Origin of the sequence: Pseudonocardia sp. UM4_GMWB1 (assembly GCF_017312155.1) — a bacterium.
GTDB classification, from domain to species: Bacteria; Actinomycetota; Actinomycetes; order Mycobacteriales; family Pseudonocardiaceae; genus Pseudonocardia; species Pseudonocardia alni.
Map to the genome: position 1 here is coordinate 1,916,449 of NZ_QJPN01000001.1, position 18,391 is coordinate 1,934,839.

Here is an 18,391-nt window from a genome sequence, read left to right on the forward strand (position 1 = left end):
TACCATCGGCGCATGAGCGGCAACGGGACCGGGCGCAAGCGCGGTGCGGCGAGCACCGCTCGCCGGGAGCTGGTGGAGAACGAGCTCTACGAGCACGCGACGCGGCTGTTCGCCGAGCGTGGATTCGCTGGTACGAGCCTGCAGGACATCGCCGACGCCTTGGGCATCACCAGGCCCGCGCTCTACTACTACGTCAAGAGCAAGGACGAGCTGCTGGCCAAGCTGGTCACCGAGGTGACCAGCGGGCCACTCGACGAGCTCACCGCGCTGGTCGCGCGGGACCTAGAGCCGCTCGTGACCCTGCGGGGCATCGTCGAGGTCCTCGTGCGGCGCAGGGTGACCCAACCCGAGCGGTTCCGGTTGCTGATCCGCTCCGAGGCCGAACTCCCCGGAGAGCTGACCGCGGCGTACGACGAGGGCCGCCGGGCGGTGCTGAAGACCGTCGCCGGCGTGATCGACAACGGGGTGCGCTCCGGCGTGCTCCGGCCGGTCGACGCCCGGGTCGCGGCGCTCGGCGTACTCGGCATGTGCAACTGGGTCGCCTGGTGGTTCCACCCAGGTGGCCGCGACACCGCCGAGAGCGTGATCGAACAGCTCGCCGACATGGCCGTCGCCGCCCTGCAGCGCCCTGAGCACCAGGTTCCCGGGGACGAGGGCCCTGCCGCGGCGATCAAGCTCCTGCGGCAGGACCTGGATCACCTGGAGCGCGTCCTCGATCTCTGAAGGCTCGCGACGACGGGCCCGGGTCCCCGTGCGTCCAGAGAATCGTCTGCTGCGTCAAACTATGGACTCATCCGTCAGTCGGACGTAGGGTCGTGGGTGAGCACCGCGCGACCGACATGGAGGTACTGATGAGCGAGCTGGACCACCTGGTGCGGGGGGTCGACCACGTCGCGTTCCCGACGTTCGACCCCGCGGCCACCGTGCGCTTCTACCGGGACGTCCTCGGTTTCCCGGTGGTGCACTCGATCTGCGCCGCGGGGTGGGGTCCGGAGGACCACCCGGACTTCATCCACTTCTTCTTCGACATCGGCAACGACGACCGGATCGCGTTCTTCTACTACTTCGGTGCAGACCCTTCGGTCGGCGGCGAGCTCCGGGAGAAGGGGGACGTCTACGGGCGGTTCGACGCCGACGTCCCCGAGTACTTCGTGCGCTCCCGGCACCTCGCGATCCACGTCGAGAACGAGGAGGACCTGCTGGAATACCGCCGTCGCCTCGACGCCAGCGACTGGCCGGTCGAGATGCAGATCCAGCACGAGACCATCGAGTCGATCTACACCCACGACCCGAACGGCTACTTCTTCGAGATCACCCGCGCCATGCGTCCGGTGACGCCGCAGGAGGACCTCGACGCGGAGCTCACCATCGACGCGCTGATCGACGTCGTGTCCCGGCCGGAGCCCACGTTCGGCAAGCTGCTCGCCCGCAAGGCGGAGCTGATCGTGGAGCGGGCCGCAGGCTGGGAGACGGTGGTCCGGTGAGCACGCTGTACGTGCTCGACGTCCCGGAGAACACCGCCGTCGCCACGGTCGCGGCGGAGGATCCCACGGTGGTCGTCGACAAGATCGGGCCGTACTTCGAGATCCGGGGGGACGGACCGGTCGTGATCGACCGCCGCGCCACCGGCTGCAGGCACGCCGTCTGGTACTCGTGCATCGCCGGTGTCGCGCCCGGCGACACGATCACCCAGCACGACAAGAACGCGCTGCGCGTGGAGCCGGTGTGACCGGGGGAGGCGGTACGGGGCTCGGTGCGGGGCGCTACCTCACCGCAGGAGAGCGGCCCGCAGAGACGGTCACCAGCGTTCACGAGCTGTCCACCTCGGACGGGGCCACCGTGCGTGGCGTGCTGGCCACCGTGCCCGGCGCGCGGACCGTGGTGTGCCTGATGCACCCGCGCCAGGACGTCACTCACCACGCGCTGGTTCCGCTGCTGCTACGGGCCGGGGCGGCCGTGTGGACCCAGCACCCCCGTTCGGTGAACAACGATCTGAACCTGCTCCACGAGCAGGCGCTGCTGGACGTCGCCGCGGGGCAGGTGTTCCTGCGCGAGCGTTTCGACGCCGTCGTGGTGCTCGGGCATTCCGGCGGCGGCACGCTGTTCGCGTTCTACCTGGAGCAGGCCGCGCTGGCGCCGTCGGAGCGGATCTCCCGGACCCCGGGCGGTCGGCCGGTCGACCTCGCGGGCGCGGACATGCCGGTCGCGGACGGTGCGGTCTTCCTCGCCCCGCATCCCGGCCAGGGCACGCTGCTGCTGGCCTGCATCGACCCCTCGGTCGCGGATGAGACGGACCCATTGTCGGTGATCCCCGAGTTGGATCCGTGGAACCCGACCAACGGGTTCGCCGAGCCGCCCACGAGCTCCTCGTACTCCGCGGAGTTCCTCGCACGCTACCGCGAGGCCCAGCGCGACCGGGTCGCCCGGCTCGACGCACTCGCCCGTGAGTCGTTGGCCCGTACCGCCGCGGCTCGTAGAGCACACAAGGAGTCCGGCGCGGCCGCCGACCGCCGCCGGGCGCTGGCCCCCACCATCATGACGATCTTCCGCACGGACGCCGATCCGCGGAACGTGGATCTCTCCCTGGATCCGAGCGAGCGGCCCTACGGTTCACTGTTCGGCAGACGCCCTGACCTGATCGACTACGGGCAGGTCGGCTTCGGACGGCTCACCACGCCCGAGGCCTGGCTCTCCACCTGGTCCGGACTGTCGAGCAAGGCCGACTTCGTGCGCTGCGCCCCGGGAGTCACCGTCCCCACGCTGTTCCTGGAGCTGACCGGCGACCAAGCGGCCTTCCCGGCGGACTCGGACCGCATGATCACCGCCCTGGGCGCGGCGGACCTGACCACTGCGAAGGTCCGCGGCCTGCATTTCGGCGCCGCCATCACCGAGGGGGAACCCACAGGCAACGAGCTGGCCGCCGACGAGATCCGCGGCTGGCTGGACAAGCGCTTCTCCCTCGCATCGCCTGCCTGACCACCCGTCACCCCGGGGTCCGCATCGTCCGTGGCACACGCTGTGGGCTCCGGGTCGACGATGCCCCGCTCCGAAGGCAGGCCCGGAGATGCGCCAGGGCACGACCGAAGCGGGGAACCCCTGGAGGACGGTGCCGATCACGAATCCGCCGGCTGGCTCGTTCGTCGCCGTCACCGCTGCGAGGAGCTTCCCGGGGTGCGGCCCCGCGCGGGCACCCCGACTACGTTCGTCGCCCGGGCATCGTGTGCCGCCGGTCGGTACGTATGTGCCGGAGGAAGAGGATGAGCGCTGCCGCTTCGGCACTGACGAGGCTGACGAGGAGCTCACCGTCGTAGGGCCCCGGCGGACCGATCCACAGCCGGAGCACGGCTGCGACGAGCGCGATCAGCAGGATCGCGGCGAGGAGAACGAGCAGTCCACCGTTGCGTGACCACCACGAGGGCCGGCGCATCAGCACGGGTCATCTCCGTTCCGGGCCGGGCCGGGCCGGGTCGGCCAAGGCGGTCGAGGCGGTGTCGGGGCGGAACCGGTGCCGTGTCAGGACCGCGGAGCGCGCCAGCAGTACGCCGCCGACGGCGGAGGTCACCAGCTGCAGGACGACGGCGAGCAGGACCGTGAGGCCGTCGACCACACCGGGGGAGACGAGGAACGCGCCGACCAGCACGAGGGTGATGCCGCTGCCGGTGGCGGTGGCGACGGCGGATGCCCGCATGAAGACGTCGCCGAAGCGCAGCAGCCCGACCGCGGCGAGCAGCAGGACCAGTGCGCCCGCCACGGTGAGGACCTGTCCGAACACGGTCATCGGGCACCTCCGGTGAGGGCACGGGCGAAGGAGACAGTGGCGAGGAACGCGACCATGGTGGCGACCAGGACGATGTCGAACGTCGACGTGCTGGCGGTCCGGACACCACCGAGGGCGATCATCGCGACGACGGCGACGGTGAGCAGTTCAGCGCCGACGACCCGGGATCCGCGGTCGGGCCCGCGCACGATGCGCATCACGGCGAGCAGTGCGACCAGACCGCACAGGACCAGGGCGATGTCGATGCCGATCACAAGTGCACCTCGCTGCGGCCCAGGGCATGCAGGAGCCGTGACTGCAGGTCGTGCAGTTCGGCGAGTGCCATGTTGTCGTCGGCGTGATGCATCGAATGCACGAGCAGGGCGTCCTGACCGTCGACGACGCCGAGGGTCAGGATGCCCGGTGTCATGGTGATCAGAGCTCCGAGGGTCGCGGCCGCGGTCCGGCTGCCGCCGGTCAACGGCAGCCGCACCAGACGTGGGGTGGCCGAGGAGCCGGGAGTGAGGACGTCGCCGAGGACGTCGCGCGCGGAGCGGGCGATCTGCCCGGCGAACCAGGTCAGGAACGCCACGACGCGCAGTGGGCGGGTGAGGACGTCGGTCATGAGGTGAGCACCGCCTCCACATAGGGGTTGGTGTCGAGCAGGCCGGCGGCCGCCGTGGCCGAGAGCCCGTAGAGCAGTTCGGCGCCGAGCCCCAGACCGAGGGTGACCGTGGCCAGTACGAGGGCGGGAAGGGTGAGCCGGATACCGACGCGGGGGACGGGCGGCGCCAGGACTCCGGTGCCGCCACCGCTCCCGTCCTGGTCGTCCTCGTCGGATCGCCGGACCAGCGCAGTCGCCGGACAGCCCGGACTCAGCCACGGCGAGAGGCCCGCCGACGATCTCGTCGGCCGGTATCGCGCCTGGATCGACGAGGTGCTGGCCGCGGTCGGGACCGAGCCGGCGACGATCGTCGGCGAGTCCCTCGGCGCCGCTGTCGCGCTCTGCGCCGGGCCCGGCCCGGCGGTCGCCGGGCTCGTCCTCGTCGCCCCGGCCGGTCTGGTCCCCGCCCGGGTCACCGCGAGTCTGCGCCCGGCCCTGCCGTGGCTGTGGCATCCCACCGAGGCCCGCACCGAGCGGGTGCTGTCCTTCCTCTCCGGCGGTGCACCGCTGCCCGACCGGCGCCACCTCGTCGAGTGGATGACGCTGGTCCCCGAGCACACCCGCAGCTCGCTCGCGCCGGCCCCCCTGCCCAACGCGGTCCTCACCGCCTGGCGCGACACCCCGTGCGTCGTCCTGGCCGGCCGTCGCGACCCGATCTTCCCGGCGGAGGAGCTGACCCGCCCCGCCCGGATGCTGCTCGGGGCCCGCGTCGAGTTCGTCGCCGACGCGGGGCACCTGCTCGCCCACTCCCACCCCGACGCCGTCCGTCGCGGGATCACCGCGCCGGCCGGCCCCGGGGCGGGGTGAGACGGCTCAGAACTGCAGGCCCAGCGCCCATCCGCCGAGCAGGAACGCGAACCCGGTGATCAGCACGACCCCGACCACGTTGAGCAGCAGACCCCCGCGGGCCATCTGACCGATGGTGACCACACCGGACCCGAAGACGATGGCGTTGGGCGGGGTGCCGACCGGCAGCATGAACGCGCACGTCGCGGCCAGCGCCGCCGGGATGAGCAGCGTCATCGAGTCGGCGCCGATGCCGATCGCGACCCCGCCGAGCACCGGGATGAACGTCGCCGCCGTCGCGGTGTTGCTGGTGACCTCGGTCAGGAACAGCACGATCGTCACCACCGCGGCCACCAGCAGCAGGACCGGAAGTACACCGAGGCCGGCGACGCTGGTGCCGATGAACTCGTCGAGCCCGCTGGAGGCGACCGCCCCGGCCAGGGCGAGCCCGCCCCCGAACAGCAGCAGCACGCCCCAGGGCAGTCCCGCCTGGGCGTCGGGCCAGGCCAGCAACATCCGGTACCCGCCGCGGCGGCCGGTCGCGGCCTCGTCGGGCGGGGTGGTCGCCGACGGCAGGAAGAACAGCGCGACACCCGCGGCGATCGCGATCGCGGTGTCGTTCAGCCCGCCCAGCCACGGCAGCGCGGCGTCCACGGCGTCGAACTCGGTGAGCAGGCCCGGCACGATCCACAGGAACGCCGCGGAGGCGAACACCGCGAGTACGCGCTTCTCGGCCGTACTGGCCGGGCCCATCTCCCGGAGCTGGTCGTCGATCATCTCCCGGCCGCCGGGGATCTCGGTCAGAGTGGTCCGGAACAGCACCCGGGTGATCAGCAGCCACGCGACGGTCACGAACACCACGACGATCGGGACCCCGAGCTGCATCCAGCCGACGAAGCTGATGTCGCGGTCGAGCTCGTCCTGTACGTAGCCGGCGACGATGGCGTTCGGCGGGCTGCCCAGCAGCGTTCCGAGTCCGCCGATCGACGAGGCCCACGCCACGGAGAGGATCAGCCCGATGCCGAACGAGCGCACAGCCGGGTCGCGGATGGTCTCACTGAGCGGGGCGCCGCGACGGACCTCGTCGCCGCCGCCCCCGGCACGCTCGGCGACCAGCGCCAGGACCGACAGTGCGATCGGCAGCATCATCAGGGTGGTCGCGGTGTTGGACACCCACATCGACAGGAACGCCGTCGCCACCATCATGCCGAGCACGATCCGGGTCGGTGTCGTGCCCACCGCCCGCAGCGTCAGCAGCGCGATCCGCCGGTGCAGGTGCCACTTCTGCATGGCGATCGCGATGAGGAACCCGCCCAGGAACAGGAAGACGATCGGGTCGCCGTAGCGGGCGGTCGTGTCCCCGACCGACACCACCCCGAACGCGGGGAACAACACCACCGGCAGCAGCGCGGTCGCCGACAGCGGGATGGCCTCGGTGACCCACCACGTCGCCATCAGGACACCGATCGCCGCGACCATCCGCGCCTCGGGGGGCAGTTCCTGCGCCGCTCCGAGCAGCAGCCACGTCAGCAGGGCGAGCGCCACGCCGAGCAGACGCAGCGACCACGTCGCCCGCGGGGTTCTGCCGTCGGCCGCGGTCGCCGCTCCCGGAGCCGGAGGATCCGCCGTGGCCGTGCCGGGCTCGGGACCGCTGTCATTCGTCGTCATCGTCGGAACCCCTGTGTCGTACGGCCGCTGTGCTGCGTCGCGGACCGTACCCGAATTATCCCCATTCGGGTCGTTTGTTCTCGTTCGAACGCATGACCGAGCGAACGGAGGAACGGCATGGGCTCGACGGCGTGGTACGTCGGGACGGCCACGACGCGGGTCACCCGGGCGGCGTCCATCGGGAATCCCTGCGATCGACGATGCCGTCACGGCACCTGCGCCCTGCGACCGTGGAACGGCGCCGCACGATGCCCCGGGCGGACCGCCTACGCGACGAGCAGTACCCAGGTCCGCCCCGGGTGCAGGGGCACCTCACGGCCGTCGGGTGCGGTCAGTCGGGTGGGGTCGCCCACAGCGGGACGGGACCACCGGGCGGGGAACGAACGGCCGTCACGCAGGACTTCGGCGTCGCCCGCGCCGACGGTGAGCGCGATCGGGGAGGCCGAGCCGGCGCTGTCCCGGACCGAGGACTCGACGACCCCGACCCGTTGCACGACCACCGTGTCCGCCCGCACCGGCCGCCGGTCCGGACCGGCGACGGCGATCTCCTCGCCGGTTGCGATCGTCCAGGCGTCGTCGGGTGCGCTCCAGGTGACGGTGACGGCGGTGGAACCCACCCGGACGGTGCGCTCCGGGGCGGGGGCACCCCCGTCCGGCGCGGGCCCGAAGCGCAGGCCGATGTCCTGGACCGGCCCCGCCTCCGGCACCCGGCCGCGGAGGTCCGCCAGGTCCACGTAGACGTTCACCGGCGCCGGCCGCCGGTCGTCACGCCGGAACGCCGCCGGGAACTCGCGGGGCACGGCCGGGACCAGCGGCGCGGCGACGAGCTCGTCCATGACCGGCGGTGCGGCGCCGGAGAAGACGAGGGCCGGGCGGCCGTAGGCGCCGAGCACGCCCATGTCGGTCTCCCGGGCACTGCGCACCGGCCCCACCGAGCCCGGTAGCTGCGAGGCGAACACGGCGAGCAGCCGGGTGAGGCCGCCCTCGACCGGCTCGACGTAGACGACGTCGGCGAACTCGACGCCGTCCCACGGGCGCGCCTCCGCGGTGTTGTCGATCTTCACGGCGAAGACTCTCGCTCCGGGCTCGGAGGGCAGCCCGGTCAGCGGGGACAGGAGCGGCGCCGGCGGCGCCGGAGCGGTCGCCGGTGGCGGTACCGGCACGGACGGAGCGCATCCGACGGCGCCCACCAGCACCAGTCCGACGAGGGCTCTCACCGCCGGGTTCCCACGCACCGGCGCACCGTACTCCGCCACGTCGCGCCACGGCCGGTCGCACGCCAGGGCGCGAACCACACGGACCCGCTGGACCGCGACCACGGCGGACCCGGCCATGGCATACGACCTGGTGGCGTCACCGGAGGGCCGGGCGGCGGCCGCCGACCTGGAGAGCTCCGCCGACGGCGGAGCCACTCTGTTCGTCGCGCACGACTGACCCGCGGTCAGTAGAACCCGTCGCGGGTGGCGCCGAACCGGGCGCCCGAGGGCCGTCCGAGGCTCCGGCTCAGGCGTTCGGCCGTGGCCAGTACGTGCGGCAGGACGGTCTCGACCAGCCTCTCCGGTGAGCACCGGCCGACGCTGGTCGCGGACGCCAGCGCCGCGACGACCGCTCCCGTGTGGTCCCGCACCGGGACCGCCACGGCCATGAGGTCCGGGTCGAGCTCGCCGACGGCCAACGCCCAGCCCCGGGTATGCACCTCCCGGAGGATCCCGCGCAACGCCTTCGGATCGGTGACGGTCCGCGGGGTGCAGGCCGGGGGGCCCGCGGCGAGCACCCGGGCGATGGTCGGTTCCTCGGCCCAGGCCAGCAGGACCCGCCCCATCGCGGTCGCCGTGGCCGGGACCCGGGTGCCGGGGGAGACGTCGACCTGCAGGATCCGGCGTACCGGCACCCGGGCGACGTAGACGGCGTCCGTGCCGTCCAGCACGGTCAGCGAGGCGGACTCGTCGGTCTGTTCGGCCAGCTGCGTCAGGTAGGGGCGGGCGGCGTCGACGATCGAGTGCGTCGCGGTGTACCGCTGTCCGACCGACAGCACGCGCGGCGTCAGCCGCCAGTGGCCGTGCGCCTGCTCGACGTAGCCGAGGTGCTCCAGGGTCAGCAGGATCCGCCGGACGGCGGGCCGGGACAGGCCGGTCGCCGCCGCCACGTCCGAGCTGGTCGGCCGGGGCCGGTCGGCGTCGAAGGCGAGCAGCACGGCGAAACCCCGCTCGATGCTCTGGATGCGGTCCCGAGCACCGGCACCGTCGGCCACGTCGGTCATTGGGACGGGATTCCTCTCAATTGATCGTGAGCCGGTCCGTGCGGGCGCCGCAGGGGCGTTGACCAGCGCGAACCCACTCGACACAGTGAGCGTGAACGCAAAGCGGTCAGTGTGTACGCAGAGCGTACAGAGAGGAGCGATCGATGGCGATCGACCCGCGAGAGCTGCGCCGGTGCCTCGGGCACTTCGCCACCGGCGTGACCGTCATCACCTGCCAGGGGGCCGACGGCACGCCGCACGGCGCGACGGTGAACGCCTTCACCGCGGTGTCGCTCGACCCGCCGCTGGTGCTGGTGTCGCTGGACCGGCGGTCGCGCCTGTGCGCCCTGGTCGAGCAGGAGCGGCGGCCGTTCACCGTGAACGTCCTCGCGGCGGGGCAGAAGGAGCTGGCGCTGCACTTCGCGGGCCGGCCGAACCAGGACGTCGCGTGGCTGCCCGACAGCGCGTGCGGTGCGCCGCGGCTCGACGGCGCCCTGGCGCACATCTCCTGCACCCCCTGGCAGGCCTACGACGGCGGTGACCACGTGCTCTACCTGGGCGAGGTCCAGGAGTTCCTGATCCACGACGGCGCCCCGTTGCTGTTCCACACCGGCCGCTTCCACCATCTGGGCGACGACCACGAGCCGGTCCTGTGGGGCGACTCGGCCGACGGCCCCGCGGGGCAGAGCTGGATCACCCCGGCCGCGGCCCGCTGACCACCCCCCGTACATGACGCCGTGCGCACGCACGGCTCGACCCCCGAGCCCGAACGACAAAGGAGTCGATGATGACCCTGCAGCAGGATTCGGTCGCCACCCCCACCGACGCCGACGGCCGCGTCACCCGGCCGATGACCGGCGACGAGTACATCGAAAGTCTCAAGGACGACCGTGAGGTCTACCTCTACGGCGAGAAGGTCGCCGACGTGACCACCCATCCGGCGTTCCGCAACGCGGTACGGATGACCGCGCGGCTCTACGACGCGCTGCACGACCCGACCCGCGCCGAGAAGCTCACCGTCCCCACCGACACCGGCAGCTCCGGCGTCACCCACCCGTTCTTCCGGACCCCGCACTCGGTCGAGGACCTGCGCAAGGACCGCGAGGCGATCGCCGAGTGGGCCCGGATGACCTACGGCTTCATGGGGCGCAGCCCCGACTACAAGGCCGCGTTCCTCGGCACCCTGGGCGCGAACTCCGAGTTCTACGACCCCTACGCCGCCAATGCCCGGCGCTGGTACGAGGAGTCGCAGGAGAAGGTCCTCTACTGGAACCACGCGATCATCAACCCGCCGGTCGACCGGCACCGCCCGCCGGACGAGGTCTCCGACGTGTTCATGCACGTCGAGGAGGAGAACGACAACGGTGTCGTCGTCTCCGGGGCCAAGGTCGTCGCCACCGGTTCGGCGATCACCCACTTCAACTTCCTCGCCCACTACGGCCTGCCGATCAAGAAGCGCGAGTACTCCCTGGTCTGCACCGTGCCGATGGGCGCGCCCGGGATGAAGCTGATCTGTCGCCCGTCCTACGCCCAGCAGGCCTCGATGATGGGCACCCCGTTCGACTATCCGCTCTCCTCGCGGATGGACGAGAACGACACGATCTTCATCCTCGACAAGGTGCTCATCCCCTGGGAGAACGTGTTCATCTACGGCGACGCGGAGAAGGCGTCGACGTTCTTCCCCGGGTCCGGCTTCCTGCACCGCTTCACCTTCCACGGCGTCACCCGGCTCGCGGTCAAGCTCGACTTCATCGCCGGCCTGCTGATGAAGGGCCTGGAGGTCACCGGCTCGAAGGACTTCCGCGGCGTGCAGACCCGGGTCGGCGAGGTCATCGCCTGGCGCAACATGTTCTGGGCGCTGTCGGATGCGATGTGCGCCAACCCCGACGAGTGGGTGGGCGGGGCGAAGCTGCCCAAGCTCGACTACGGCCTGGCCTATCGCTGGTTCATGACCCTGGGCTACCCGCGGGTCAAGGAGATCATCATGCAGGACCTGGGCGCCTCGCTGATCTACCTGCCCAGCCACTCCGCGGACTTCCTCTCCCCGGAGGTCCGGCCCTACCTGGACAAGTACGTCCGCGGCTCGAACGGCTACGAGGCCGTCGACCGGGTCAAGCTCATGAAGCTGATCTGGGACTCGATCGGCTCGGAGTTCGGCGGGCGCCACGAGCTCTACGAGCGCAACTACTCCGGCAACCACGAGGGCGTGCGCGCCGAGCTCCTGTTCGCCGCCGAGGCGTCGGGCACCGCGTCGGCGATGAAGGGCTTCGCCGAGCAGTGCCTCGACGAGTACGACCTCAACGGCTGGACCGTGCCCGACCTGATCAACAACGACGACGTGCGGCTGTTCGGCCGCAGGGTCGCGGAGGGGGACGGGTCATGACCACCACCGACCAGGGCACCGCACCGTCGAGCGCCGAGCTCGCCGGGGCCAACGCCACCGAGTCCGCGCGCCTCGGTCTGTCCAGCACGCGGGAGACGCCCGGGACCGGCGCCGACGCCGACCGCGTCGCCGCCGTCGTGGGCGCCGCGCTGGAGGGGATCCGGGCGGCGATCCGCGACCACAAGGTGACCTACTCCGAGTTCGACGCGTTCAAGCGCTGGCTCATCGAGGTCTCCGACACCGGCGAGTGGCCGCTGTTCCTCGACGTCTACCTCGAGTTCGAGGTCGAGCGGGTGGCCGCCGAGTCCCGGCAGGGCTCCACCGGCACCATCCTCGGCCCGTTCTGGCTCGACGGCCAGGTCCGGCTGCAGTCCCCGGCGACCCTGCCGATGCGCGAGGACGAGCCCGGCACCCCGCTGGTCCTCGCCGGCCGTGTGACCGGCACCGACGGCACGCCGCTGCCCGGGGCGACGGTCGACATCTGGCACACCGACGACGAGGGCTGGTACTCCGGCTTCGCGGAGAAGCCCCCGGCCGGGAACCTGCGCGGCGTGGTCGCCTGCGACGAGCAGGGCCGGTTCGAGATCCACACCCGCAGGCCCGCCCCGTACACGATCCCGCTGGACGGCCCGACCGGGAAGCTCACCGCGATCGCGGGATGGAGCCCGTGGAGACCGGCCCACCTGCACCTCCTGGTCTCCGCCCCCGGGCATCGCACAGTCACGACCCAGCTGTTCTTCACCGGTGACCCCTACCTGGACTCCGACGTCGCCTCGGCGACCAAGCCGGAGCTGGTACTCGACCCGCAGCCCACCGGCGACGGCGGCGGGGTCCGCTCGGACCACGACTTCGTCCTCGAACCCGAGTAGTCCGAACGGGTGGGCGGGCCCCGGTACGGGGTCCGCCCCCACCCGTCGGCGCAACCGTGACGTGGAGGTCCCGGTCATGACCGCCGCCGCCCAGGCACCCGAGCGCACCCCGAGCCGGCCCGTCGTCCCGCTGTGGTGGGGCGTCGACGCCGTCCCCGACTCCTTCGGCCCCTGCGTGGTGACCGTCGGTGTCTTCGACGGCGTCCACCGTGGTCACCGACGCCTCATCGACCACGCCCGAGCCGTCGGGCGGGCGCGGAGGCTCCCGGTCGTGCTGCTCACCTTCGACCCGCATCCGGCCCGCGTGCTCGGGATCGACCGCGACACCGCCGTGCTGACCACCGTGGACCGCCGCGCGGAGCTCGCGGCCGCCGCCGGCGTCGACGCGGTCTGCGTACTGCGCTTCACCGCCGGGCTGGCCGCCCGGACCCCGGACGAGTTCGCCCGCGACGTCCTGGCCCGCGGGCTGGGGGCCGCGGCGGTCGTCGTCGGCGCGAACTTCACCTTCGGCGCCCGCGCCGCCGGCGACGTCACCACGTTGGCGACCCTGGGGACGGGGTTCGGCTTCACCACCCACGTGGTGCCGCTGCTGCGCGTGGTCGACGCCCCGTGCTCGTCCACCCACGCCCGGCGGTGCATCCGGTCGGGCCGGCTCGACGCCGCGGCGCGGGCCCTCGGCCGCCCGCACCGGGTCGACGGCGCGCGCCGCGGTGACGTCGTCCGTCCCGAGCCCGGGACGGCGCTCCCACCGCCCGGCCGCTACCACGGCCTCGTCGACGGCAGGGCGGCCGACGTCGAGGTGCTGCCCGACGGGCAGGTGCGGATCGTCGCGGCCGCGGGGGACCGGCCGTCACCGGACGGCCCGGTCTCGGTCGTCTTCGCCGGGGACGGCGGCGCGCTCCGATGACCACCGCGGAGCAGCGCCTCGCCCGGCTGGAGGCCATCGAGGAGATCCGGGCCCTCGACGCGCGCTACTGCCGGGCCCTCGACGACGGCGACTGGGACACCCTGGTCTCGCTGTTCACCGACGACGGCGAGTTCGTCGGCCTCCGCCACGTACGGGGCCCGGTCGGTCTGCGCCGCTTCTTCGCCGGCCTGGCCCGTGAGGGGCTCACCTCGTTCTGGCACCACGTGTCCAACCTGGAGGTCGAACTGGACGACGCCGTCGACGGCGAGCCCGCGGCGGCGCGTGTCCACTCGCTGCTGTGGCAGCCCTGCGTCCGCGACGGGGTGCCGCACGTGGCCGCCGGTCGCTACGACGACCGCGTCGTGCGACTCGACGGTGAGTGGCGCTACCGGCGCAAACGCGTCTCGTTCGACTACTTCGCCCCACTCGCCGACGGCTGGGAGAAGGGCGTGTTCAGCGTCGACGACGCCGCCGCGACCTTCCGGACGGGCGCGCCCGAACCGGAGGTCGAGTTCGTCCACGCCCCGATCGACCTCGCGCACCGGATCGACGGCCGCGAGGGTGCCCCCGTCCTCGTGCTCGGACCGTCGCTGGGCACCGACCTGCACCTGTTCGACGAGCAGGTCGACACCCTGGCCGACGACTTCCGCATCGTGCGCTACGACCTGCCCGGGCACGGTGCGAGCCCGGCACCCGCCGGGCCGTACACGATGGCCGGCCTCGCGCGCGACGTCGTCGCGCTGCTCGACCGGCTCGCCATCGACCGCGCCCACTACGCGGGTCTCTCCATCGGCGGCGCCATCGGCCAGCAGATCGCCCTCGACCACCCGGGCCGTCTCGAGACCCTCACGGTGATCGCCTCGGCCGCACGTTTCGCCGAACCCTCCAGCTGGCCGGCGCGTGCGCAGGAGGTCCGCGCGAAAGGGACGGCCGCGATGATCACGAGCCGGGCCGGGGTCTGGTTCACCCACGACTTCGTGCGCACCCGCAACGAGGAGGCCGTCCGTCTGCTGCGGATGCTCGGAGCGACCGACCCGGAGGGCTACGCCGGATGCTGCGAGGCGATCGGCGCCTTCGACGTCCGGCGACGGCTGGCGGAGATCACCGTCCCGACACTCGTGATCGCCGGTGGCGCCGACCCGGCCACGCCGCCGGAGATGGCGAAGATCGTCGCCCACGGGGTGGCGGACGGGCGCTACGTCGTCATCGACGGGGCCGCGCACCTCACCAACGTGGAGGCGCCCGGTCGGGTCACCGCGCTGGTGCGGAGCTTCGCCTCCGGCCTGCGCGGCGGCACCGCCCCGATACCGGGCGGGGGAGAGATTCGAGGAGGTCGGCGTGCGAGCCACTCCTGATCGTGGCGGGTACCGTCGCCGCGTGCTGCCGCTGGCCGCGGCCCCTCCGCACGACCAGGACCCGGTCCGCGATGCTCGGTCCGGAGGGGCCCGCCGTCGTCACGCGCTGGACGGCGTCCCACCGGAACGGCCGGGTCGGTAGGCCGGGATCCGGGCGGTCAGGTCGCGGCGAGCCGGTCGGCCAGCTCTCGGCACACCTCGTCCAGGGTCGCCAGCCCGGCGGCCACCGTGGGCCGGTGCCGCGCACCGGCGCGGACCGCGGCGACCACCCGGCGGATCGGCACCGGCGGCGTGCCGATCCGGATGCGCCGGGTCTCGTGCCGGGCCGGGACGTCGGCCAGGCGGGGGACCAGCGCGACGCCGAACCCGCGGGAGACGAGCGCGGCGCCGGTGTCCCACTCGTCGGCGTGGTGGGCGATGTCGGGCGTGAACCCCGCGCCGGCGCAGGCCATCGTCACGAGCTGGTGGTAGGCGCGTCCCGGGTTGCTGCAGACCCACCGCCCCGCGGCCGTGTCGGCCAGCGCCACGTCCGCGCGTCCGACCAGCGGGTGGTCCGGGCCGACCAGCAGGTCCAGCGGCTCGTCGAACAGGGTCCGCTGGTCGAACGCCGGGTCGGTCACCGGCGGGAGGCTCGACGTCGCGACGACCACCACGATGTCGGTGTCACCCGCAGCGAGCAGGTCGAACGCCCGGGCCGGCTCGCACTCCCGCAGCTGCAGCTCCCACCCGGGGTGGGCGGTGCGCAGCCGTCCCAGCACCTCCGGCACGACGGCCGCCGCCGCGGTGGAGAACCCGCAGAACCGCAGCGCCCCGCCGGTGTCGCCGTCGCGGTGGGCCGCCAGGTCGGCCTGCGCCCGTTCCCACTGCGCCCGCAGCGTCTCGCCGTGCGCCAGCAGGGTCCGCGCCGCGGCGGTCAGGCGCACCCGTCGCCCGTCGGGTTCGAGCAGCGTCACCCCGAGCTCGCGGGCCAGCGCCTGCATCTGGTGCGAGGCGGACGACGGCGTCATCCGGCACACCTCGGCCGCCGCGGTCACCGTCCCGTGCCGGGCGATCGCGGCCAGCACCCCCAGCCTCCGGTCGATCATTCGCGGAACGTACAAGATTCCGGGTCCGATTCTGTGATGGACCTGAATGGTTTCCGGCGCCCACCCTGTCGTCGTCAGCACACCGCGGAACGGCAGGAGCACGACGGATGGGTGCGTACCGCGCGATCGTCATCGGCCTCGGGGGGCTCGGCTCGGCCACGCTGCACCGGCTCGCCACCGAGCTCGGGCCGGGGGTACTGGGCCTGGAGCAGTTCGCGCTCGGACACCACCGGGGCGCCTCCCAGGACCACTCGCGGATCATCCGGCTCGCCCAGCACCAGGACGCCTACGCCGCCCTGGCCGCACCCGCCTACCGGGCCTGGGCCGCCGTCGAGGAGGAGTCCGGTCAGCGGCTCGTCACCCGCACCGGCGGGCTGGTGATCGAGGACCGGGTCGCCCGCGCGGGCACCGCGACCGGCACCCGCAACATCGAGGGTTACACGGCGCTGTTCGACCGCCACGGCGTCGGCTACGAGCTGCTCGACGCCGACGCCCTCACCGGGCGCTGGCCCCAGTTCCGGACCTCCGGTGGTGAGCAGGCCCTCTACCAGGAGGAGTCCGGCATCGTCGACGCCGCGCGGGCGAACGCGGTGCACGTCGCGCTGGCCCGGGCGCACGGCGCCGAGGTCCGACCGCACACCCCGGTCCGGTCGATCCGGGCCGACGGCGGCGGGGTCGCGGTCGTCACCGACGGGGGCACCCTGCACGCCGACCGCGTCGTACTGGCCGCCGACGCCTGGACCAACCAGCTGCTCGCCGGGGTCGGACTGCGGCTGCCGCTGACCGTGCTGCGCGAGCAGGTCACCTACTACGCGACCCCGCATCTGGCCGAGTTCTCGCCCGGCCGGTTCCCGGTGTTCATGTGGCACGGCGAGCACAACTTCTACGGCTTCCCGGTGTACGGCGAGGTCGCGACCAAGCTCGGTCAGCACATGGGCGGCGAGGAGACCACCGCCGACGGCCGCTCGTTCGATCCCGACCCGGTCCGCCGCGAGCGCTACGACGCCTTCCTCGCCCGGCACCTGCCGCGGTTCCGCGGTCCGGAGCTGTACTCGAGGACCTGTCTCTACACCGTCCCGCCGGACCAGGACTTCGTCCTCGACACCCTGCCCGGCACCCCGCAGGTCGTCGTCGCCATCGGGGCGGGGCACGCGTACAAGTTCGCCGCGCTGATCGGTGCGCTGCTCACCGACCTCGCTCTCGGGAAGGAGCCGGCGCATCCGGTCGACGCCTTCTCCGTCACCCGGCCCGCACTGACCGACCCCGCCTTTCCGCGCAGCTTCCACACCTGAGCCCGTCCGTCCCGCGACGAGAGGAGACCCCCGTGAGCATCGACCTCCCGGTCACCCCGGGCCCGGCGCCCGCCCCCCACGACGCCCTGCCCGCCCGGCCGGTCGACCCCGCCACGTTCGGCGACGAGGCCACCTACCGGCACACCCGCCTCCCCGTGGACCAGGCGTCGACCCTGCTGCCCGACGCCTACACCTCACCGGAGTTCTTCGCCCTCGAACGGGAGCGGGTGTTCGCGACCGGCTGGGTCGCGGTCGGCCTCACCGCCGACGTCGACCGGCACGGCGCCTGCGTCGTCGTCGAGGTCGCCGGGCGGTCGGTGATCGTCACCCGCAACCGGCACGGCGAGCTGCGCGCCTTCCACAACGTCTGCCGCCACCGCGCCACCCGGCTGCTCGACGCCGGGGCCCGCGAGGTCGGCAGGCGCGGCCGCATCCGCTGCCCGTACCACAGCTGGACCTACGACACCGACGGCGCGTGCCTGGGCACCCCGCTGTTCGAGGGCTCCGACGTCCCGGCCGGGCAGGAGCCCGTGTTCGACACCTCGGTCGCCACCGGCTTCGACCGCGCCGACCAGGCGCTGCTCCCCGTCGCCGTCGACAGCTGGGGGTTCCTGCTGTTCGTCCACCTCGGCCGCGACCCGGGCCCGCTGCGCGAGCAGCTCGGTGACCTGCCCGCCCGGTTCGCCGGCCACCGGCTGGAGACCTGGTCGCCCCGCCGTCGCCGCCGCTACGACGTCGCGGCCAACTACAAGCTCGTCGGCGAGAACTTCATGGAGTACTACCACCTGCCCTGGGTGCACCCCGAGCTCAACCGGGTCTCGCGGTTCTCCGACCACTACCGCTGGCAGGGCCCCGGCATGTACACGGGCATGTGCACCACCCCGGTGTCGCGCAACACCGAGGCCGGCGGCTGGGACGGCCCGGCGCCGCTGAGCACGCTCGGCCCCGGCGACGCGGACAGCGGCCGCTTCGTCTGGCTGTTCCCGAGCTGCGCGCTGGTGGTCCTGCCCAACCACGCCTTCGTGCTGCTCAACCGCCCGGTGGCCGCCGACCGGACGGAGGAGACCGCGGTGCTGCTCACCCACCCCGAGTTCGTCGACGACGAGGAGGGCCGGGCGGGGCTCGACCAGCTCGAGGCGTTCTGGGACCTGGTCAACCGCCAGGACCTGGACATCGTCGAGCGGGTCCAGCAGGGCCTGGCGGACCCGGCCTTCCGCGGCGGCCGGATGTGCTTCCGCTTCGAGGAGCCCGTCCACCGCTTCCAGAACATGGTCGTCGACCGCATCGTCGGCCTCGACCGGGTCCCGGCCGGCGACGACGTCACCGCCGTGCGGATGTTCCCCGACCCGAACACTGTCGTCTGATACCTGTCGTGTGACAGCTATT

General features: G+C 72.8%; 20 protein-coding genes. 12 read left to right on the top strand and 8 right to left on the bottom strand.

Annotated elements, in window-relative coordinates; genetic code table 11:
- Positions 1-12 precede the first annotated feature (12 nt).
- The 4 genes from DMP15_RS09305 to DMP15_RS09320 all read left to right on the top strand — a co-directional run bounded on the left by DMP15_RS09305 (position 13) and on the right by DMP15_RS09320 (position 2,976).
- A complete protein-coding gene (locus tag DMP15_RS09305; protein WP_337825644.1) occupies positions 13-723 on the top strand; it encodes a TetR/AcrR family transcriptional regulator in 711 nt (236 codons plus the stop codon).
- Between the two features lie 128 nt (positions 724-851).
- Positions 852-1,484 (top strand): VOC family protein, encoded by a 633-nt coding sequence (locus tag DMP15_RS09310; protein ID WP_337825645.1) that lies wholly within the window; start codon positions 852-854, stop codon positions 1,482-1,484.
- The gene (locus tag DMP15_RS09315) at positions 1,481-1,729 is read left to right on the top strand and encodes a hypothetical protein (RefSeq protein WP_337825646.1); all 249 of its coding nucleotides are present in this window, start codon (positions 1,481-1,483) and stop codon (positions 1,727-1,729) included. Before DMP15_RS09310 ends, DMP15_RS09315 begins: the two co-directional genes overlap by 4 nt.
- Complete coding sequence (locus DMP15_RS09320; RefSeq protein WP_337825647.1) at positions 1,726-2,976, top strand: alpha/beta hydrolase; 1,251 nt, start codon at positions 1,726-1,728, stop codon at positions 2,974-2,976. Before DMP15_RS09315 ends, DMP15_RS09320 begins: the two co-directional genes overlap by 4 nt.
- Positions 2,977-3,196: 220 nt before the next feature.
- On the opposite strand, the gene DMP15_RS09325 is transcribed toward DMP15_RS09320, so the two are convergent.
- From DMP15_RS09325 to DMP15_RS09340, 4 genes are read right to left on the bottom strand one after another with little or no spacing between them, the layout of a single operon-like run.
- Positions 3,197-3,433 (bottom strand): hypothetical protein, encoded by a 237-nt coding sequence (locus DMP15_RS09325; protein WP_100878462.1) that lies wholly within the window; start codon positions 3,431-3,433, stop codon positions 3,197-3,199.
- A 3-nt stretch (positions 3,434-3,436) separates the two neighbouring features.
- Positions 3,437-3,778 (bottom strand): monovalent cation/H(+) antiporter subunit G, encoded by a 342-nt coding sequence (locus DMP15_RS09330; RefSeq protein WP_337825648.1) that lies wholly within the window; start codon positions 3,776-3,778, stop codon positions 3,437-3,439.
- Positions 3,775-4,032, bottom strand: coding sequence for a monovalent cation/H+ antiporter complex subunit F (locus DMP15_RS09335; RefSeq protein WP_100878460.1), 258 nt, complete (start codon positions 4,030-4,032; stop codon positions 3,775-3,777). The genes DMP15_RS09330 and DMP15_RS09335 overlap by 4 nt, the downstream gene beginning before the upstream one ends.
- Entirely contained in the window at positions 4,029-4,382 is a 354-nt protein-coding gene (locus DMP15_RS09340; RefSeq protein WP_337825649.1) for a Na+/H+ antiporter subunit E, read from the bottom strand. Before DMP15_RS09340 ends, DMP15_RS09335 begins: the two co-directional genes overlap by 4 nt.
- A 177-nt stretch (positions 4,383-4,559) precedes the next feature.
- Here DMP15_RS09340 and DMP15_RS09345 point away from each other — a divergent pair, with 177 nt between their 5' ends.
- Entirely contained in the window at positions 4,560-5,228 is a 669-nt protein-coding gene (locus tag DMP15_RS09345) for an alpha/beta fold hydrolase (protein WP_337825650.1), read from the top strand.
- Positions 5,229-5,234: 6 nt separating this feature from the next.
- On the opposite strand, the gene DMP15_RS09350 is transcribed toward DMP15_RS09345, so the two are convergent.
- The 3 genes from DMP15_RS09350 to DMP15_RS09360 all read right to left on the bottom strand — a co-directional run bounded on the left by DMP15_RS09350 (position 5,235) and on the right by DMP15_RS09360 (position 9,135).
- Positions 5,235-6,875, bottom strand: coding sequence for an SLC13 family permease (locus DMP15_RS09350; protein ID WP_337825651.1), 1,641 nt, complete (start codon positions 6,873-6,875; stop codon positions 5,235-5,237).
- A gap of 266 nt (positions 6,876-7,141) precedes the next feature.
- A complete protein-coding gene (locus tag DMP15_RS09355; protein ID WP_337825652.1) occupies positions 7,142-8,209 on the bottom strand; it encodes a DUF3048 domain-containing protein in 1,068 nt (355 codons plus the stop codon).
- A 107-nt stretch (positions 8,210-8,316) separates the two neighbouring features.
- Complete coding sequence (locus DMP15_RS09360; protein ID WP_337825653.1) at positions 8,317-9,135, bottom strand: IclR family transcriptional regulator domain-containing protein; 819 nt, start codon at positions 9,133-9,135, stop codon at positions 8,317-8,319.
- Between the two features lie 143 nt (positions 9,136-9,278).
- Here DMP15_RS09360 and DMP15_RS09365 point away from each other — a divergent pair, with 143 nt between their 5' ends.
- The 5 genes from DMP15_RS09365 (at position 9,279) to pcaD (ending at position 14,628) form a co-directional block, all read left to right on the top strand.
- Complete coding sequence (locus DMP15_RS09365; RefSeq protein ID WP_337825654.1) at positions 9,279-9,830, top strand: flavin reductase family protein; 552 nt, start codon at positions 9,279-9,281, stop codon at positions 9,828-9,830.
- Positions 9,831-9,901: 71 nt separating this feature from the next.
- Positions 9,902-11,497: a 4-hydroxyphenylacetate 3-hydroxylase family protein gene (locus DMP15_RS09370; protein WP_100880615.1), complete on the top strand. Its 1,596-nt coding sequence runs from the start codon at positions 9,902-9,904 to the stop codon at positions 11,495-11,497.
- Entirely contained in the window at positions 11,494-12,366 is an 873-nt protein-coding gene (locus DMP15_RS09375; RefSeq protein ID WP_337825655.1) for a dioxygenase family protein, read from the top strand. Before DMP15_RS09370 ends, DMP15_RS09375 begins: the two co-directional genes overlap by 4 nt.
- Positions 12,367-12,442: 76 nt before the next feature.
- Complete coding sequence (locus DMP15_RS09380; RefSeq protein ID WP_337825656.1) at positions 12,443-13,273, top strand: cytidyltransferase; 831 nt, start codon at positions 12,443-12,445, stop codon at positions 13,271-13,273.
- Complete coding sequence (gene pcaD, locus DMP15_RS09385; RefSeq protein WP_337825657.1) at positions 13,270-14,628, top strand: 3-oxoadipate enol-lactonase; 1,359 nt, start codon at positions 13,270-13,272, stop codon at positions 14,626-14,628. The genes DMP15_RS09380 and pcaD overlap by 4 nt, the downstream gene beginning before the upstream one ends.
- Positions 14,629-14,786: 158 nt before the next feature.
- Here pcaD and DMP15_RS09390 read toward each other — a convergent pair whose 3' ends face one another.
- Entirely contained in the window at positions 14,787-15,713 is a 927-nt protein-coding gene (locus DMP15_RS09390; protein ID WP_337825658.1) for a LysR substrate-binding domain-containing protein, read from the bottom strand.
- A gap of 107 nt (positions 15,714-15,820) precedes the next feature.
- Here DMP15_RS09390 and solA point away from each other — a divergent pair, with 107 nt between their 5' ends.
- Both solA and DMP15_RS09400 read left to right on the top strand, forming a co-directional pair.
- Positions 15,821-17,005, top strand: coding sequence for an N-methyl-L-tryptophan oxidase (gene solA, locus DMP15_RS09395; protein ID WP_073577357.1), 1,185 nt, complete (start codon positions 15,821-15,823; stop codon positions 17,003-17,005).
- A 32-nt stretch (positions 17,006-17,037) separates the two neighbouring features.
- Positions 17,038-18,369 (top strand): aromatic ring-hydroxylating oxygenase subunit alpha, encoded by a 1,332-nt coding sequence (locus tag DMP15_RS09400; protein WP_337825659.1) that lies wholly within the window; start codon positions 17,038-17,040, stop codon positions 18,367-18,369.
- Positions 18,370-18,391: the final 22 nt, after the last annotated feature.

Excerpts from the sequence above, each read along its gene's own strand:
- DMP15_RS09305 (WP_337825644.1), top strand. The coding sequence starts at position 13 with ATGAGCGGCAACGGGACCGGGCGCAAGCGCGGTGCGGCGAGCACCGCT.
- DMP15_RS09310 (WP_337825645.1), top strand. The coding sequence starts at position 852 with ATGAGCGAGCTGGACCACCTGGTGCGGGGGGTCGACCACGTCGCGTTC.
- DMP15_RS09330 (WP_337825648.1), bottom strand. The coding sequence starts at position 3,778 with ATGACCGTGTTCGGACAGGTCCTCACCGTGGCGGGCGCACTGGTCCTG.
- DMP15_RS09340 (WP_337825649.1), bottom strand. The coding sequence starts at position 4,382 with ATGACCGACGTCCTCACCCGCCCACTGCGCGTCGTGGCGTTCCTGACC.
- DMP15_RS09350 (WP_337825651.1), bottom strand. The coding sequence starts at position 6,875 with ATGACGACGAATGACAGCGGTCCCGAGCCCGGCACGGCCACGGCGGAT.
- DMP15_RS09355 (WP_337825652.1), bottom strand. The coding sequence starts at position 8,209 with ATGGCCGGGTCCGCCGTGGTCGCGGTCCAGCGGGTCCGTGTGGTTCGC.
- DMP15_RS09360 (WP_337825653.1), bottom strand. The coding sequence starts at position 9,135 with ATGACCGACGTGGCCGACGGTGCCGGTGCTCGGGACCGCATCCAGAGC.
- DMP15_RS09365 (WP_337825654.1), top strand. The coding sequence starts at position 9,279 with ATGGCGATCGACCCGCGAGAGCTGCGCCGGTGCCTCGGGCACTTCGCC.
- DMP15_RS09370 (WP_100880615.1), top strand. The coding sequence starts at position 9,902 with ATGACCCTGCAGCAGGATTCGGTCGCCACCCCCACCGACGCCGACGGC.
- DMP15_RS09375 (WP_337825655.1), top strand. The coding sequence starts at position 11,494 with ATGACCACCACCGACCAGGGCACCGCACCGTCGAGCGCCGAGCTCGCC.
- DMP15_RS09380 (WP_337825656.1), top strand. The coding sequence starts at position 12,443 with ATGACCGCCGCCGCCCAGGCACCCGAGCGCACCCCGAGCCGGCCCGTC.
- pcaD (WP_337825657.1), top strand. The coding sequence starts at position 13,270 with ATGACCACCGCGGAGCAGCGCCTCGCCCGGCTGGAGGCCATCGAGGAG.
- DMP15_RS09390 (WP_337825658.1), bottom strand. The coding sequence starts at position 15,713 with ATGATCGACCGGAGGCTGGGGGTGCTGGCCGCGATCGCCCGGCACGGG.
- solA (WP_073577357.1), top strand. The coding sequence starts at position 15,821 with ATGGGTGCGTACCGCGCGATCGTCATCGGCCTCGGGGGGCTCGGCTCG.